This window comes from Rothia mucilaginosa (genome assembly GCF_964211445.1).
GTDB classification, from domain to species: domain Bacteria; phylum Actinomycetota; class Actinomycetes; order Actinomycetales; family Micrococcaceae; genus Rothia; species Rothia mucilaginosa_E.
Map to the genome: position 1 here is coordinate 49,320 of NZ_CAXOQT010000008.1, position 18,110 is coordinate 67,429.

Below are 18,110 nucleotides of genomic sequence, written 5' to 3' on the forward strand. Positions count from 1 at the left end.
GTGTACAACGGATAGGTGAATAACCCGGCGGCGGCCTGGGTGGGGCAGGCGTGCTAGGGACACGCCTCTCACAAGACAAAGGGCACCTCTACCGCATCTCTTGTGTACTGCCCAAACCGCCACCGGAAAACTAAACGCTGCGGAGTCTCAGCTATCGAGGCTCGTCATGTGCACGCTGGAACGACCCAGCTCGGGGGAGTAGGCCACCGTCAGGCCGGTATTGAAGGTGCGTGAGAGAACCTCGCTCGTGAGCACCTTGGAGGCGCGGCCCGTCAAAAGTTGAGCCGGCGCATCTGCAGGTACCTCCGGCGTTGCGTTTGGCACGGTATCGGGCATATCGCGCGCACCAAGCAGGGCGACGGTCGCATCCAGCATGAGGGCGTGATCCGGGTTGTGGGTCGTGAAGATGACCCCGTACCCGGCATCGCGCAGCTGCCGAATTTTCCGCAGAACCTTCGCCTGATTCGCCACATCGAGGGCGCTCGTCGGCTCGTCCAGAACGATGAGCGGGGCGTCTTGCACCAGGGTTCGGGCAATACCCACCTGCTGACGCTGACCGCCGGACAGCTGATCCAGCGGGGAGTGCGCCAGGTCGAGCAGCCCCAGCTCCTCCATCACGGTGTGCACCTGCTCACGGTCACGATGCGAGGGCGAAGAGAACAACCCGATATAGGGTGCGCGACCCATCAGCAGGTACTCGGTCACGGTGTAGGAGATGCCGTGACCTTCCATCTGCGGAAGGTACGCGATGCGGCGGGCACGCTCAGTCGCGGTCAAAGAATCCAGCGGCTCACCGCCCAGGTGGACGGTGCCCTCGGTGAGCGAGTGCAAACCAATCAGGGAGTTCAACAGGGTGGACTTACCCACACCGTTGCGACCCAGAATGGCGAGGACCTCACCGCGTCGCACCTGCAGGTTCACGTTGCGGAAAATCCAGCGGCTGGAGCGGTGCCCGGAACGGTGCAGACCAGCGCGGTGATCCGTGCGGCGGCGCTTGATGTGCCCGCCCCGGTGGCCGTAACGGAAGCCCGCACCGTCCAGGTGTAGCAGAACCTCGGCGCTCGCATCCGTGCGGTGCTGAGCATCGGGAATGGAAGACGACATTACTTCACCCGAACCTTTCCAAACAGCAGTAGCGCCACGTACAGGGGTGTGCCAATGAAGCCGGTCAGTACGCTCAAAGGCACCTCCGCACTGGTGAGGCTACGTGCCAGGGTATCGACGAACATCATGAACGAAGCACCCATCAGAATGGACAGCGGCATGAGCTTGGTCGTGTCACTACCGACCAGCAGGCGGCACAGGTGCGGAATGACCAGGCCAACCCAAGAAATCGGGCCGCCAATACACACGCTGGTCGCGGTGACCAGGGTTGCCAGCAGAATGGTGATACCGCGGGTGCGGGTCAGGTTAATGCCGAGGGTGCGCGCCTCATCGTCACCGAGCGAGAGGATATTGATGCGCCAACGCATCGCCAAGAGCAACAGAATGCAGGGCACCGCCACCAGCGCAAACTGCGTGAGTGCTTCCGCGCGTACGTCCTGCAGGGAACCCATCTGCCAGAACACGATCTGTGCCAGCTGAGTTTCAGGGTTCGCAATGAACTTCAACGCACCCAGCGCGGCGGTGCCAAAGCCACCCACAATCACGCCGGAGAGCACCAGCATGAGCGTGGACTGATTCTTGAGCAGACGCGGAATGCTCACGGTCAGTAGCACGGCGGCAAGACCACCGGCCAGGGCAGAACCCTGAATGGCGATGCTCGTGCCCACACCCAGTAGAATGGCGGAGGCGGCACCCACCGACGCACCCTGCGAAACACCCAGCAGGTACGGGGAGACCAACGGGTTTCGGAAGACCGCCTGGAAGGTGGCGCCCGCAATGGCGAGGGCGGCACCGATGAGCCCGGCGGCGAGCAGACGCGGAATACGCACGGTCAGCAACATGTTTTCTGCGGGCTTGTAGACTTTCAGGTCCATGCCGAACCAGTTCTTACCGAGAATGCGGAAGAGCTCGTCCAATTCGAGCGGGTACCTGCCGGTGATGAGTGAGAGGTAGGTGACGCCTAACAGAATGGTGAGGGCGATGAGCAGAATCAGCGGGTACGAGGATGCGAAGAGGCTGCGGCGATGCTCAGTCTTGGCAACTAAAGTGGCGGCCGGTGCGCCGGTGGGGTTCGCCTCCGGGTTTGCTTCTGTGGATTCTTTCGGGGTTGCCTGTGAAGCTGTCTCCGTGGTCGTGCTCATGGAGTCCTTCCGTGCGCTCTTGTGGTCCCGTTCTGTCTGCGTGTATGCGCTCTAAACATATGTGAGCCACATCAAGGAGGCAAAGGGGGTGAGTGCGGAGCGCCCGTCATAAGTCTTTATGTGTTGCCGCTTATCTTCTGCGGTGCGGCGCCCGTGAATGGCGGTGGCTGTGGGGGAGGGCGGCCACCCCTAAGAGCGCTGTTCCTAAGAGCACCGTCATCGTGCGGGAAAATGCTCCCGCTCGCCTCCTGCCCGGTAGCGCAGATGAACCAGTCGAATACCCCTTATCTTTTGCGTCCTTTCTTTTATGAACTTGGGCACTTTCACGGGTAGCTACGCCGATGGTTGTGATGGACCCGGTTGTGATGGACTATTGCGCGTGATTATATTGCGCCAGCAGAAAAGGGCGACCAATCCGGGGGCGTATGGGGCGGCTTTCCCCTAGGATGGATACATGAGTTACGCACCCCAGATCAACCGTGTTGTTGCCCCCTTTGAAGTGGTCAGCCCCTTCCAGCCTGCCGGCGACCAGCCGAAGGCGATCGCCGAGCTCACCGAGCGCGTGCAGAACGGCGAGAAAGACATTGTGCTGATGGGCGCTACCGGTACCGGTAAGTCCGCGACCGCAGCCTGGCTGATTGAGGCGGTGCAGCGTCCGACTCTGGTGCTCGTGCAGAATAAGACTCTGGCGGCGCAGCTGGCGAATGAGCTGCGCGAGCTGCTACCGAATAATGCGGTGGAGTATTTCGTCTCCTACTACGACTACTACCAGCCTGAGGCGTACGTGCCGCAGACCGATACGTTCATTGAGAAGGACTCCTCCATCAATGAGGAGGTGGAGCGTCTGCGCCACTCGGCGACGAACTCCCTGCTGACTCGCCGCGACGTGGTGGTGGTTTCGACCGTGTCCTGCATTTACGGTCTGGGTACGCCCGAGGAGTACATTGAGCAGATGGTGACTCTGCGTTGCGGTGAGGAGATTGACCGCGACGAGCTGCTGCGCCAGTTCGTGGCGATGCAGTACGCGCGTAATGACATGGACTTTCACCGCGGCACGTTCCGTGTGCGCGGCGATACCGTCGAAATCATCCCCATGTACGAGGAGAACGCGATCCGCGTTGAGTTCTTCGGTGATGAGATTGAGGCGATTTACACCCTGCACCCGCTGACCGGAGAGGTGATTCGCGAGGAAGAAGAGATGTACGTCTTCCCCGCAAGCCACTACGTTGCCGGCGCCGAGCGCATGGCGAAGGCTATTACCTCCATTGAGGATGAGCTGCGTGAGCGCCTGCAGACCCTCGAATCCCAGGGCAAGCTGCTGGAGGCGCAGCGCCTGCGTATGCGCACCACTTACGACCTGGAAATGATGGAGCAGATGGGCTTCTGTAATGGCATCGAGAACTACTCGCGCCATATTGACGGTCGTGCCCCCGGTAGCGCCCCGAACTGTCTGCTGGATTATTTCCCGGATGATTTCCTGCTGATTATTGATGAGTCGCATGTGACGGTCCCGCAGATTGGTGCCATGTATGAGGGTGATATGTCTCGTAAGCGCACCCTGGTGGAGCATGGTTTCCGCCTGCCCTCTGCGATGGATAACCGCCCGCTGAAGTGGGAGGAGTTCCTGGAGCGCATCGGTCAGACGATTTACCTGTCGGCAACCCCGGGCAAGTACGAGCTGTCGCAGGCTGATGGTTATGTGGAGCAGATTATTCGCCCGACCGGCCTGGTCGACCCGGAGATTGTGGTCAAGCCGACCAAGGGTCAGATTGATGACCTGCTCGAGGAGATTCGCGTGCGCGTGGAGCGTGACGAGCGTGTGCTGGTTACGACCCTCACCAAGCGCATGGCGGAGGATTTGACCGAGTACCTGCTGCAGCACGGCGTGAAGGTGCAGTACCTGCACTCTGACGTGGATACGCTGCGCCGCGTGGAGCTTCTGCGCGAGCTGCGCCTGGGCACCTTCGACGTGCTGGTCGGTATTAACCTGCTGCGTGAGGGCCTGGACCTGCCCGAGGTTTCCTTGGTTGCGATTTTGGATGCCGATAAGGAAGGCTTCCTGCGTTCGACCACCTCGCTGATTCAGACCATTGGCCGCGCGGCGCGTAACGTGTCCGGTCAGGTGCACATGTACGCCGATAAGATTACGGACTCGATGCGCGTGGCGATTGATGAGACAAACCGCCGCCGCGAGATTCAGCAGGCGTACAACCGTGAGCACGGCATTGACCCGCAGCCGCTCCGTAAGAAGATTGCCGATATTACGGATGTGCTCGCCCGCGAGGAAGAGGACACCCGCGAGCTTCTGCAGCAGCGTAAGAGCGGTAAGAAGGGTGCCCGCACGGTGAGCGCGGGTGCGAAGACCGGTTCTGCGACCTCGTCGAAGATTGCCACGAGCACCCCGGAGTCGGAGGAGCTTCTCGCCCGTGCGGAGGCGCGCGTTCGCGCCGACGGCCTGGCGGCGGCACCCGCCGAGGACCTGCTGGATTTGATTGAGCAGATGAACGAGCAGATGCGCGTGGCGGCGGAGAACCTGCAGTTTGAGTTGGCGGCGCGTCTGCGTGATGAGCTTGCCGATTTGAAGAAGGAGCTGCGCCTGATGAAGGAGGCGGGTCACGCCTAAACCCTGTGTTTAGGGGTTCGACTTGGGTTTTTCGCCATGAGGTAACTCATTGTTCATGAACTTCTACTGAGTGCAGATACATGCTGTACACTATCAAGGTGTTTTACGTGTCAAATAAAACCTTGATGCTTCCGAACGATAAAGAAAAATCTGTGACCATTTCGAATAACTCTTCAGACGCACGCACTACGGGAGCTCGTTCCGTTACCCGCCGCAACCTCACCCGCGGCGCGCTGTGGGCTGTGCCCGCTATTGCCGCCTCCACGGCGGTGCCCGCCTTCGCTGCTTCGGCTGATGACTGCAAGGCTGTCAAGGGCCCGGACTTTACCCAGGTCGGCGGCTGGATGATTACCAACCCCGCCAGTGGCGCCCTGCAGTCGCGCACTAAGAACAAGCCCGTGACTGCCCCGGAGACCGGTCAGGCGTGGTGGTCCATGGAGAATGCCACCTCCCCGAACCCCGCAACGATTCGCCTCATGTCCGTGTACGAGGCGACTCACGGCCCCGAGGGCGACCTCAACCTGAACTGCGGTGAGTTCGTGATGACCTACAACGTCTCCGCGCTGGAGGCGACGACCGGCACCACGCACCTGCACCCGTCCATGGACATTTACCTCTTCTCGCCCGAGGGTAAAATCATTGACCGTCAGGTCTTCACGACTGACCCGACCGGCGTGGCAACCGTCATGACCCGTAACGGCAAGACTCAGACCGTTCAGGGCCAGGTCATTCCCTTCGCGTCGAGCGTGAATGATAAGGCGACCGGCATCTCCGCGCGTTTTGCGTTGCGTGGCAATACGCTCATGGAAGGCATGTACCAGTTCGAGGTGGTTATTACCGTCCCGACGATTCATGAGAACGGCAAGCTTGATACGAGCAAGCAGGTGAACGCGATTGCGTTCACCCCGCCGACCTTCAATATGGTCTCCTAAACAGCTGTCTTAACTGAATAAAGAAGTAGCCCTCCCCGTGCATGGTTCACGGGGAGGGCTACTTCTATGCGGGCTTGCGGCCCGGTGTTGGTCTGCCCGGTGTTGGTCTGCCCGGTGCTGGCCGGCAACGTGGCGTTCTCGTGCCCGCTGCTCTTGAAGAACCCTCCGGGAGGGGCTCCTGTGCGAAAACCTCAACCTGCTGTATAATCGTTCACCGAGCAAGGGAGTATCCCACCAATCGACTCATCGTCAGCACGTTAGCCGAAGGCGTCTAACCGGTGAATCGAGCCGACCTCCATTCAGGTCGGCGGGAGAGACTTGTGGTCCTGTACGCACACCACAAGAAAGGCTCCCCATGGAAGTTACCGGGTTGCAATGGTTGGTTACTATTCTCATCATCGCGGGTCTGTTGGCCTTCGATTTCGTGTTCCACGTCCGTAAGGCGCACGAACCCACCGTTAAGGAAGCGGCCATTTGGTCGAGTATTTACATCGGCATCGCGCTGTTGTTTGGCCTGTACATTTTTGTGACGAACGGCCCGACCGCCGCCACCGAATTCTACGCAGGCTACATCACCGAAGAAGCTCTCTCGGTTGATAACCTCTTCGTCTTCATGATCATTATGGGCACCTTCCGTGTTGCCCGTGAGAATCAGCAGAAGGTCCTGCTCTTCGGTATCGTCTTCGCGATCCTGGCGCGCGGCACCTTCATCTTCGCCGGCGCAGCGATTATCAACTCCTTCGCCTGGGTGTTCTACATCTTCGGCCTGGTCCTGCTCATGACTGCAGGTAACCTGCTCAAGGACGAACTCACCGAAGGCGACGGCGACGACGAAGCCGACAACATCATGGTCCGCCTCGCCAAGAAGTACCTGAAGACCAGCGACCACTTCGACGGCGACAAGCTCTTCACCATCGAAAACGGTAAGCGCGTCATGACCCCCATGATGCTCGTCATGGTCGCTATCGCGGGCTCCGACCTGCTCTTCGCACTCGACTCGATCCCCGCAATCTTCGGCCTCACCCAGTCCGTCTACATCGTGTTCACCGCGACCGCGTTCTCCCTCATGGGTCTGCGCCAGCTGTACTTCCTCATTGACGGCCTGCTGGACCGCCTCGTCTACCTCTCCTACGGCCTGGCGACTATCCTCGCGTTCATTGGTGTGAAGCTCATCCTGCACGCAATGCACGAGAACAACCTGCCGTTCATCAACCACGGCGAATCCGTGCACGTGGTTGAGATTACCACCGAAATGTCGCTGCTGGTCATCGTGGGCGTCCTGGTCATTACCGTGCTCGCCTCGCTGCTCAGCCCCAAGGGTCGCGCACTGCAGACCATCCAGCGTGTGCAGGCGCTCTCCGAGAAGTACCTGGCACTGCCCGAGGATGCACCCGCCGCCGAGCGTGCGGACATCACCGCCCGCTGGCAGAAGGAAACCGAGAAGCTCAACGCCATTCCGCAGAAGCTGCGTGACGAGCTGATTGAGAAGGAAGACGAGTACCACGCCCTCGTGGTGCGTGCCCGCACTGCGCAGGATGCGCACTCTTCCTCCAAGTAGCGCTGAACGCATAAGTAGCACTGAGCGCAAGAGCCTGAGTTAGTCAGCTCAAGCGCAACACTAAAGCCCCTCACGCCGGATCAACCGGGGTGAGGGGCTTTAGCTATATCAAAGATATTTCAGAAGAATTACTGGTTGTGAACCTCAGCCAGCATGTTCTTCAGGTGACCCAGAATGGTCAGCGAGTCAGAACCGAAACCGTCGTGGTGGTGGGTCTTCGAGGTCCACACGTGGGTGTTACCAACCCAGCGGGCGGTCTCCATGGAGTGCTCAAAGTCCACGTACACGTCCGGGTTGTACGCCGCAGCCACCACGGGAACCTCGTTCTTGTGCAGCTGTGCGTGGTCGTACAGGCGACCCCAGTCCTTCTTCTCAGCCAGCAGGTTAGCAAGCTCAGCCAGCGGACGCAGCGAGGGATCTTCCTCGTAGTACCAGGGGAAGATGTGCTCGCCGGTGAAGAGCAGACGGTCCGCATCCGGTGCGAACTCGGGGCGGGAAGCCGCCACGCGAGCAGCAGACCAGTTGGTCGGTGCGGGGGAGGGGGACAGCTCGTAGCCGGGGATGCCGGGCAGAACGCCGTCGGAGGGGCCGTCAGCGTAAATGGTCTCGTGCATCAGGGCGTACAGCGGGTTCGCCTGGAAGGTCACCTCGGCACCCATAGCGGTCAGGAACTGATCGGAGAGGTGGTCGTTACCCTCAGCGAAAGCGTTCTCCAGGAAGTAGTGCAGGCCGCGCTCGCGCCAGCGGCCACCCAGGAAGTGACCAGCCATCTGGAAGCGGTGGTCGGTCAGACGCTCACCGGTGGGCAGGTACTCCTTGTGGGTGCGCAGGTGCTCAGCGATGCGGGTAGCGAGCTCAGCGTCCTCGGGGAACCAGCTGTAGTACTCCTCAACACGTTCCTTCATGCGGTCGAAGGTGTGCTGGTAGACGTTGTCCACGGAGGTACGAATCGGTGCCAGACCCGCGGTGATGCGGCAGTCACGCAGCGACTGAGGCGCGAACGACAGGTAGGACAGAGTCAGGAAGCCACCGAAGGACTGACCAATGGTGGACCAACGCTTGTCGGCACGGTCAGCCAGCAGCACCTCGCGGATAGCCTCCGCGTCAGCGATGATGGAGTCCGCACGGAACAGCTCAGTGTACTCAGCCTGAACCTGCGCGTCACCCACAGCGGTGATGGTGCGAGCAGACAGCGGGGAAGACAGACCGGTGCCGCGCTGATCCAGCAGAATCACGCGGTGAGTCTTCGCCAGCTCAGCAATCCAGCCGCCAATGGAACCGGTCTTCGGCGAACCGAAACCGGGGCCACCCTGCAGGTACACAATGTAGGGACGCTTATCAGCCGAAACGGTCAGGGTCTCGCTGGTGTTCACAACCTCGCGGGCGAACACGGTGATGGTCTGGTCCGCGAAACGGGAGGAGAGAGCGGCATCCTTGCCCTTGGAGAAAATCAGACCGTGGGTCAGGGGAACCTGGAACCAGTGGTCGGTAATCTCGTAGCCGTCGTGCTTGACGACCGAACCCTTGCGGTACTCAACCTTGGGAAGCGAAGAAACGGTCAACGGTGAACCTTCTTTCATTCAAATAGATAGATACTCTGTATTCTAGCCCACTATGGGCAACATCGTGGCAGAGCCCGGGTGAAGTCTTAGGCGGAGTCTTAGAACTCGCCCACGCTCAGAATCCTCAGCACCGGGTAGCCCGCCTCATCGGATGCCGCCAGGTCAACCTCGGCACGAATACCGAAGTCAAAGTTATCTTCGGGGTCGGCAAAGCTCTGCTGAACCTTCCACACACCCGGGTGCGCGGCGGTGTCCTCGTCCATACTGACCAGGCGAGGCGAGCGCGCGTCGGCGTCCGTGTAGATATCGTCGTAGACGTCGAAGTAGTCGTCCATGGCGTCCGCCCAGCGGTCGGCATCCCAGCCGCACCACTCGTCCAGGGCACCCAGGGCGCGGTCACGCTCATCAGCGAAGAGCTCCACGCGGCGGAAGAGCGCGTTACGGACCATCACGCGGAAGGCGCGCAGGTTCTTCGTCACGGCGGGAGGCTCTTCCTCCTCGATGGAGGCGTGCTCGGCGGCAATGGTGGCGGTGTCTTCGCCGGCTGCCAGTTTCTCCCATTCGTCCACCAGGGAGGAGTCGGTCTGGCGTACCAGCTCGCCGAGCCACTCGATGATGTCGTCCAGCTCGTCGGTCACGGCGGTGTCGGGGATGGTGTGGCGCAGCGCCTTGTACGCGTCGGAAAGGTAGCGCAGAAGCACGCCCTCGGCGCGTTCGAGCGAGTAGTACTGCACGAAGTCGTTGAAGCCCATTGCGCGTTCGTACATGTCACGCACAATCGACTTGGGGCGCGGCTCAAAACGAGCCACCCACGGGGCCGACTGCTTGTAGGTCGTGTACGCCTGATCAATGAGCTCGGCTAGGGGCTGCGGGTAGGTGACCTTGTCCAGCTCGTTCATGCGTTCGGTGTAGTCCACACCGTCCGCCTTGAGCTGTGCCGACAGCTCGTTCTTTGCCTTGCGTTCCTGCGCGTACAGCACCTGGTTCGGCGATTCCAGGGTCGCCTCAATGAGGGAGAGCGCGTCCAGCGCGTAGCTGGGGGATTCGGGGTCGAGCAGTTCCAGCGCGGCGACCGCAAAAGCGGACAGCGGCTGGTTGAGGGCAAAGTTATCCTGCAAGTCCTCGGTCAGGCGCAGGTAGGAGCCGTGCTCGTCCGGGGTGTTGGTTCGCTCAATCACGCCGCCGGTCAGCAGTTCCTTGTAGATGCCGATTGCCTTGCGCAGCAGCTCGCGGCGGCGCGCGGGGCTCTCGTGGTTCTCCTGAATGATGCGGTACGCGGCAATGACCGGGTTCTCCGGGCGGTGCATCAGGTTCAGCAGCATCGAGTGGGTGATGTCGAAGGAGGAGGTCAGCGGCTCCGGGGCTGCTTCTACCAGCTGCTCGAAGGTCTTCTCGGACCAGCCAACGAACCCTTCCGGCGCCTTCTTGCGCTTGGAGGACAGCGACTGGTTAATGCGCTTGGTGTCGTCACCGAACTTCGCCTGAGCCTTAGCCAGCAGGCGAGCGTTCTCAATATCGTGCTCGGGTGCCTGAACCACCACGGTGCCGGCGGTATCAAAACCGGCGCGGCCTGCGCGTCCAGCAATCTGGTGGAACTCGCGGGCACGCAGACGGCGGCTACGGGCACCGTCAAACTTCGACAGCGCCGTAATCAGCACGGTACGGATGGGCACGTTAATGCCCACACCCAGGGTGTCGGTACCGCAAATCACCTTGAGCAGCCCCTCCTGAGCCAGCTGCTCCACGAGGCGGCGGTACTTGGGCAGCATGCCCGCATGGTGAATACCGATACCGGCACGCACCAGCTTATTCAGCGCCTTACCGAAGCCCGGACCGAAACGGAACTTCGCGATCAGCTCCGCGATGCGTTCCTTATCTTCCTTCGAAGCAATAGCCACCGACAGCAGCGCATTCGCCTGCTCCAGCGCCGCCTTCTGCGAGAAGTGCACAATGTAGACCGGAGTCTGCTTGGTCTGCACGAGCTCCTGCACCGTCTCCTGAACCGGGGTGGTGGAGTAGTAGAAATGCAGCGGAATAGGGCGCTCAGAATGCGCCACCAGGTCACTCTCACGACCGGTCAGCGCCGTCATCTCCTCCTGGAAACGAGTCGTATCGCCCAGGGTCGCGCTCATCAGCAGGAACTGCGCCTGCGGAAGCTCCAGCAGGGGAAGCTGCCACGCCCAGCCGCGCTGCGGGTCAGAGTAGAAGTGGAACTCGTCCATAATGACCTGGCAGAGGTCCGCATCCTTACCCTCGCGCAGGGCAATATTAGCGAGAATCTCCGCGGTGCAGCAGATAATGGGCGCCTCCGTATTAATGGCGGAGTCGCCGGTAATCATGCCCACGTTCTCGGCACCAAAAATATTGATCAGGTCAAAGAACTTCTCAGACACCAACGCCTTAATGGGGGCGGTGTAGTAGGAGCGCTGACCGGTCGCCAGGCCCGTAAAATGCGCGGCAACAGCCACAGTGGACTTACCGGAACCGGTCGGGGTTGCCAGCACCACGTTGTGGCCGGCGGCAATGCTCAGAACGGCCTCGTCCTGGGCGGGGTACAGGGTCATACCGCGGGTCGAAATCCACTCGGTGAACGCCTCATAGATTTCTTCGGCGGTGAGGGGGTTGCTCTTAAAATCGCGTCGATTGTAGTCGCCGGGATTCTCACCCAGCGTGGGAGAAAGAAAATTCAAAATACTCATGAGGATTCCAGTCTATCGGGAATAACGCGGACGCGGGGGCGTTATCGTTACGAGGGAACAAACGGGTACTCGCGGAGTGTTTGCGGGGGTGTTCGCTGCATCTTTGCAGGGTGGTTCGCGGTTCCTTCGCGGGGCGTTTATAGGGCGTTCGGGAGGCGCGGTGCCGCGCTAACGCGGGAATTCCCCAAATTCGTGTAGTGTAGAACAAAGCACTAAAAGTGCAGTGGTGCAAAAACCTGGTGCTCAGAAGGTCGAAAACGTAGGCCTCCATGCCGCATAGATTACCGCGTAGATGCAGAATCCGCCGATTGATGTCGGTGTATGTTGAGCGGCTGATACACACCCCAAAATACGTTGCATAAATGACGACACGCCCATCTATTGCATAAATAGTGTTGCGTGCCACATTGATAAAGGAATAGGGTAAGAGAAAGGAGAGACGTTGAATGACTGAATACAACGCTGACAAGGCACAAGAAAACGCCGCGCGTGAAGAAGCTACGCATGAAGAATCCATGCATAACAAAACCACGCAGGAAAAAGCCGCTCAGAAGAAAACTGTGCAGAAAAAAGCTGCACAGGAAGTAACCGGTAGCGAACAGCGCAAGGCAGAAGAGGAAGCCCTCAAAAAGCGCCTCGCCCTGCGAGTCACCGCCCCCGGATACAAATACCCCTGGCACCGCTGGGCAATCCCCGTCCTGGGTGAAACCACCGCGGGTACCGGCGCAATCCTGATTCCCGTCATGGTGGGCCAATTCATCAACCAGCACATCGCCGGCAAAGCCCCCGATGCCTGGCCCATGTTCTGGGTGGTCGTCGCAGCCATCACCTTCATTGTGATCAACGAGTTCTTCGGCTGGGGCACCTCTATGACCCTCAGTGCGGAACTCGGTCGCGACTGGCGCATCTACATCAACCGACTCATGGGGCGCACCCGCACAACCGTTGACTCCGGCGAAGCGGTCACCGTCATGAACAAAGACGTACGCCGCATTACGGACGTCTACTTCTCGTTGCCGCTATTCGTCAACGCCATGATTATCGCGACCCTCGGTGCCGTGCAGCTCTGGCTGATCAACCCCGTCACAGCGATTGTCACCCTCATCGGCACGATTATCGTGGTCAGCGTCATCGCCTGGTACTCGACCTTCCTCGAATCCAAGATCGGCGAATACCGCGAAAAGGACGGCGAAGCCTCCTCACGCGCCTCCGACATCGCCACCGGTCTGCGCACCATCGCCGGCCTCGGCGCCGAAGAGCAGATGCGTGAACGCTACCACCGCGGCACCGACGAAGTCTTCGACAGCTACATGCGCTACGAAAAGACGCACCGCTGGATGTTCCTCATCCGCGCGCTGCTCGGTGGCGCCGTGACCCTGTTCGGCATCGGCTTCGCCCTCACCGGCCACGTCGAAAACGGCCGCTGGGTCTCCGACACCCCCGCCGCGTCCCTGGTGACCGTCGCCTCCATTATTGCGATGATGGGCGGCCCCATCTGGATTACCCAGAACTTCCTCACCTCCTGGCGTTACGCCAAGATTGCGCTCGCCAAGGTCGCGCGCCTCGAGGGTCACGCGGGCGTACGCCAGGGCGTGTTGAAGAGCCCGCGTACCGACGAAGAAATGGCGCAGCTGGCACGCGCCGAGCAGGCAGTCGAGGCAAGCACCCTTGAGGTGCCCGTACCCGTCGCCCCTGTCGGTGCCAGCAACCCGCGCATCGTGTACGTCAACCCGCGCGACTACAACCTCACCGCGCAGGACTACGCCGAGGCGCTCGCCCGCACCCTGCGACGTGGGGGAGAGGACCTCAAGGACGCAACCGGCCGCCGCGTGCTGCTGAGCGAGCCCAACCCCATGATTTTCGCCGGAACCCTGCAGGAGCACCTGCGCCTGGGCACCGTGCCGAACCCCGACGAGGAACTGGCACAGGCAAAGGATGAGGAGCTGCTGAAGATTACCGACTCCCGCGAAATCGCCTACCGACTGGGCGGACGCAACCCCGAAGACTACTTCGCCGCCCGCATCACCAGTGAAGGCGCGAACCTCTCCGGCGGTCAGCGTCAGCGTCTGGCGCTCGCCCGCGCACTCGCACAGGACGCGCAGGTGCTTATCCTGACCGAGCCGCTGAACTCCGTGGACGAACCCAGCCAGCGCTACATCTACGATGCGATGGAAACCCAGATCGGTAGCGACCGCCTGCCCGTCGGCTACCCCGGCCTGCTGCAGGATTTGGAGCAGGTCTACGTTATCTCCACGACCGCGGAGACGACCCGCCGCATGGAACGCGACGGCTACCCGGAAACCGCTCAGTCTGAAACTGTTCAGACCGAAACCACTCAGAATCAGGAGGTGAACTAGCATGGCAAAGCAGCTCCCCATCGAAAGCCCCGCCTACGTAGCACGCCGCATGTGGAACTACCTCGCGGCGCATAAGGGGCGAGCCCTCTACACCTTCGTCATCTACATGGTCAGCACCCTCATGGGTGCGGTGGTGCCCCTGCAGATTGGTGCCACCGTGGACGACGTGGTGGCGGGCAAGTTCTCCAGCTACCCGTGGCAGCCGATTCTGATTATCCTGGCGGCATTCATCGTGCAGGCGATAACCCTCATGGTCTCCTCGTACAGTGCGGCGCGACTGGGTGCGCTCGTCACCCGTGACGCCAACCAGGATACCCTTGACGGCACCCTCGACCTGGATGCACGCACCGTGGAAGAAGCCGGTAGTGGCGACCTGCTCACCCGCGTGACCGACGACCTCTCCTCGGCGGCGAAGTCCGTCAGTGAGGACCTGCTCGGCGCGATTTACGTGGTGCTGTACTTCATTATCTCCACCATCTCCCTGGCGTTCGTGAGCCCGGCAATGGGTCTGATCATGCTACCCATGATTGCCGGTCTTGCCCTCATCATGTCGAAGATGCTGCCGCTCATGGCGGCACGCAACCAGACCGCCCAGGAGCGCGTGAGTGACCTCAACAGTGTGCTGACCGAGAACATTCGCGGCACCTCCACGATCCGTGAGCTGGGCGTTCATACCGCCCGCGAAGACGCCTTCGCCGGTGAGAACAAGCGCCAGTTCGCCGCGCAGCTGGGCATGGTGCGCATCCGCCAGCTGTACTTCACCGTGGACGCTATCAACGCCTGGATCCCCACGATTCTGTGCATGCTCTGGGGCGCCGCCTGCGTGGCTCTCGGCTGGGCAAGCTGGGGCGCCGTAGCGACCGCCTCGGTCATGGTTTTCAGCCTGCGAACCCTCGCCGACATGCTGAACCACCACGTCAGCAGCCTGCGCATCATGCTGGTGAATATGGGCCGCGTGTTCGGTGTGGTCTCCCTGGCGAAGAAGCAGCGTGAGGCGCGTGCACAGCACCGTGCCGAAGCGTTCGCCGCCGTATCTGATGAAGCCGTGAAGAACCCGGAGTACGCCATTGACTGCACCGACGTCTCCTACGGCTACTCGCCGGACGCCCTCGTTCTGGAAGGTATCAACCTGAAGATTCGCCGCGGTGAGGCGCTCGCCCTGGTGGGTCGTTCCGGTTCGGGTAAGACCACCCTGGCGCGTCTGATTGGTGGTTCGCTGACCGCCCTGGAAGGCACCATCACCGTGATGGGTCGCCCCGTCGGTCACGGCTACTTCCCGACCGATGCCGCCGCCGATGGCCGCCCGCGCCTGCTGGTCTGCACCCAGGAAGCGCACGTCTTCTTCGGCACCCTCGCCGATAACTTTACTGTGGTCGTGCCGGATGCAACCGTCGAGCAGATGCGCGAGGCACTGGACGCTATCGGTGCCCGCTGGTGGCGCGACCTGCCGCAGGGCATGGATACCGTCGTGAGCGGTGCGGATTCGCCGCTGACCCGCGACCAGATTCAGCAGCTGGCGCTGGCACGTATTGTGCTTGCTGACCCGCACGCCGTGATTCTGGACGAGTCCACCACCCAGCTGGAGCTCGCGGACGCAACCGAGTCCCTGAGCGCCGTGCTGGCGAACCGTGCGGTGCTGATCATTTCGCACGATGCGCGTATCGCCTCCCTGGCTGACCGTGCGGTCCTGCTGCACGAGGGTAGGATTATTGCGGAGGGTTCACCGGCGGAGATTTTCGCCCTGACCTAACCGGCAACATGTATTCCCGGCAGATAGTGCCCGGCACCGTGTGAAGCGGTGCCGGGCACTACTCGTTTAAGAGGCGGATAGGGGGTGGTGTTGAGCGGGGGAATGCGCGCTGAAAAAGAGGCTTAGTCAAACGAAAATTTCGGAGAGATTCACTTGTCACCCGCAAAACTTTCAGCTACTGAGAATCGTTGTGATAACCTGGCAGAGCGATATGGGGTGCCTTGAGACGCCTGCTCCCAACCCGCTGACCCGCCCAAAGACGGGCAACCAAAACAGCGGGGGCACAGAACGGTAGGCGCGCGAAACAGCGTACGAACACTCAAGGCTGAGAGAATCACCCATTGAACCTGCTCTAGTTCGAACTAGCGAAGGGATTATCGATGAAGGCAGAGCAGCCTAGCGCGCCCACGTGCGCATCCACCACCCCCTCTAACCCTGTACCCGGCGCGAGCGCTCCCGGAAACCCCCGGGCACCTCAGACAGCTCGGGTGCCGAGGGTCCTCTCCATTGCGGGTACCGACCCCTCCGGCGGTGCGGGCATCCAGGCGGACCTCAAGTCCATTACCGCATCCGGCGGTTACGGCATGTGCGTGACCACTTCGCTGGTCGCCCAAAACACGTGCGGGGTCCGCGAAGTATTCACCCCGCCCCTGGAATTTTTGACCGCGCAACTTGCCGCCGTTTTTGATGACGTCACGGTAGACGCCGTGAAAATCGGCATGCTCGGCGACGCAGACACGATCCGTACCGTCCGCACCTGGTTGAGCGAGCACCCTGTGCCCGTGGTCGTGCTCGACCCGGTCATGATTGCATCCAGCGGTGACCGTCTGCTACAGGCGGAAGCGGAGCAGGCGCTACGCGACCTGGTGCCGCTCGTGGATGTGATTACCCCGAACATTCCGGAGCTTGCCGTACTCTGCGAGAAGGAACCCGCCCAGACCTTTGATGAGGCGCACGAGCAGGCGGCGAACCTTGCGGCGGCGACCGGAACCACCGTGATTGTGAAGGGCGGCCACTTGTGCGGTCAGGACGCCGGTAACACTGCGGTCTTCCCGGACGGCACCTGCGCGCACGTGCGCACCCCGCGTCTGGAGAGCCGCAATACGCACGGCACCGGATGCTCCCTGTCCTCTTCGCTGGCAACCCGCCTGGGCGTGGAGCTGCTGCAGCATGCGGAGGCCGCAGAGCCTGCCGCAGACCAGAGGAACACTCTGACCAGGGAAGACACCCACCGCGCCCTGCAGTGGAGCACCCGCTGGCTCCACGAGTCCATTGCCGCGGGCGCCGGTTTGCAGGTCGGTTCTGGTGAGGGTCACGGCCCCGTGGATCATGCCGCCCGCGCCCGCCGCATGGAGGCTGCCGCCTCCGCCTACCCGTGGCATCACCTGCTCGCCATCACCGACTCTGAAGGCAACGCCCTGGACGGCACCAGCCCTGAGCGTCTGCTGCCGGTCAGTCCCGTGCCCGCCGGTGAAGCCGTCGTCAAGCCCGCCGGTCCCTGGACCGCCGCTCTCTGGGCTGCGGGTGGCGAAACCTGGCGCCAGATCCTGGACCTGCCTTTCGTGCGTGCCCTCGGTGACGGCACCCTCGATGAGGACCTGTTCTCCTTCTACCTGGACCAGGATGCTCTCTACCTGCGTGACTATTCGCGTGCGCTCGCGACTCTCTCGGCGCGTGCTGATACCGCTGAGGCGCAGGTGCACTGGGCGGCTGGCGCGCACGAGGCGATTGCCGCCGAATCGCAGCTGCACGAGGGCTGGTTGGCGAACCGTGCACGCCTGGGTGGGCCTTCGCCCATCACCATGGGGTACACGAACTTCCTGCGTGCCTCCGCCGCCGGTGATGATTACGTGGTCGGTGCCGCCGCGATTCTGCCCTGCTACTGGCTCTACGAAGAAGTCGGTGCCGTGCTCTCCTCACAGAACCACCCGGACCACCCGTATGCGGAGTGGCTGAGCCTGTACGGTGGCGAAGAATTCGCCGCGGAGGTGGCGCGTAGCCTCGCGGAGGTTGAGCGTGCTTTTGAGGCGGCTTCACCGGCTCAGCGTGTGCGTGCGGCGCGGGCGTACCTGTCGGCGTGCGTGTATGAGCGTGAGTTCTTCGACCAGGCTCACCGGGCACTGCGCTAGCTAACTTGCGCTCCGTTGAGGAGTTGAGGTTAGGGCTCGCGCGGGGTTCGGTTCGCCGGTGCTTTAGGTGCCAATTTTTAGGCTGAATACCGCCCCGGCATGGCGTGAGAGGGGTGATTGATGCTTCACTCAAACTGCCGCCGGTTCGGGTGTTGTGCCGGTTATGCTTAAGGCGTCGGTGAAAACCGTTAGCGGCAGGATTCCGGCCCTCACCCAACTGGCTGATGTACCTGCCGCGCCCGCACCTCTACGGC

General features: G+C 61.5%; 10 protein-coding genes. 6 read left to right on the forward strand and 4 right to left on the reverse strand.

The features are described 5' to 3' along the window. Positions 1 to 147: 147 nt before the first annotated feature. Positions 148 to 1,104 carry an ABC transporter ATP-binding protein gene (locus tag AB8E48_RS03220; protein WP_368885738.1) on the reverse strand — a complete coding sequence of 319 codons (957 nt, stop codon included), beginning with the start codon at positions 1,102 to 1,104 and terminating at the stop codon, positions 148 to 150. Beyond that, positions 1,104 to 2,246, reverse strand: a complete 1,143-nt coding sequence (locus tag AB8E48_RS03225) for a FecCD family ABC transporter permease (protein ID WP_083321742.1) — start codon at positions 2,244 to 2,246, stop codon at positions 1,104 to 1,106. Before AB8E48_RS03225 ends, AB8E48_RS03220 begins: the two co-directional genes overlap by 1 nt. 454 nt (positions 2,247 to 2,700) lie before the next feature. Here AB8E48_RS03225 and uvrB point away from each other — a divergent pair, with 454 nt between their 5' ends. The 3 genes from uvrB (at position 2,701) to AB8E48_RS03240 (ending at position 7,359) form a co-directional block, all read left to right on the forward strand. After that, positions 2,701 to 4,869 (forward strand): excinuclease ABC subunit UvrB, encoded by a 2,169-nt coding sequence (gene uvrB / locus AB8E48_RS03230; RefSeq protein WP_368885739.1) that lies wholly within the window; start codon positions 2,701 to 2,703, stop codon positions 4,867 to 4,869. 152 nt (positions 4,870 to 5,021) lie between these two features. Then, entirely contained in the window at positions 5,022 to 5,801 is a 780-nt protein-coding gene (locus AB8E48_RS03235) for an ornithinee aminotransferase (RefSeq protein ID WP_368885740.1), read from the forward strand. 355 nt (positions 5,802 to 6,156) lie between these two features. After that, on the forward strand, positions 6,157 to 7,359 hold the full coding sequence (locus AB8E48_RS03240; protein ID WP_368885741.1) for a TerC family protein: 1,203 nt from the start codon (positions 6,157 to 6,159) through the stop codon (positions 7,357 to 7,359). A gap of 128 nt (positions 7,360 to 7,487) precedes the next feature. Here AB8E48_RS03240 and AB8E48_RS03245 read toward each other — a convergent pair whose 3' ends face one another. Both AB8E48_RS03245 and AB8E48_RS03250 read right to left on the reverse strand, forming a co-directional pair. Further along, positions 7,488 to 8,939 carry an alpha/beta fold hydrolase gene (locus AB8E48_RS03245; protein ID WP_439958497.1) on the reverse strand — a complete coding sequence of 484 codons (1,452 nt, stop codon included), beginning with the start codon at positions 8,937 to 8,939 and terminating at the stop codon, positions 7,488 to 7,490. A gap of 80 nt (positions 8,940 to 9,019) precedes the next feature. Then, entirely contained in the window at positions 9,020 to 11,620 is a 2,601-nt protein-coding gene (locus tag AB8E48_RS03250) for a DEAD/DEAH box helicase (protein ID WP_368885743.1), read from the reverse strand. A gap of 446 nt (positions 11,621 to 12,066) precedes the next feature. Between AB8E48_RS03250 and AB8E48_RS03255 the strand changes: the two genes are divergently transcribed. The 3 genes from AB8E48_RS03255 to AB8E48_RS03265 all read left to right on the forward strand — a co-directional run bounded on the left by AB8E48_RS03255 (position 12,067) and on the right by AB8E48_RS03265 (position 17,856). Further along, complete coding sequence (locus AB8E48_RS03255; RefSeq protein WP_368885744.1) at positions 12,067 to 13,977, forward strand: ABC transporter transmembrane domain-containing protein; 1,911 nt, start codon at positions 12,067 to 12,069, stop codon at positions 13,975 to 13,977. 1 nt (position 13,978) lies between these two features. Next, the gene (locus tag AB8E48_RS03260; RefSeq protein ID WP_368885745.1) at positions 13,979 to 15,727 is read left to right on the forward strand and encodes an ABC transporter ATP-binding protein; all 1,749 of its coding nucleotides are present in this window, start codon (positions 13,979 to 13,981) and stop codon (positions 15,725 to 15,727) included. Positions 15,728 to 16,107: 380 nt separating this feature from the next. Next, the gene (locus AB8E48_RS03265; RefSeq protein ID WP_368885746.1) at positions 16,108 to 17,856 is read left to right on the forward strand and encodes a bifunctional hydroxymethylpyrimidine kinase/phosphomethylpyrimidine kinase; all 1,749 of its coding nucleotides are present in this window, start codon (positions 16,108 to 16,110) and stop codon (positions 17,854 to 17,856) included. Positions 17,857 to 18,110 lie beyond the last annotated feature (254 nt).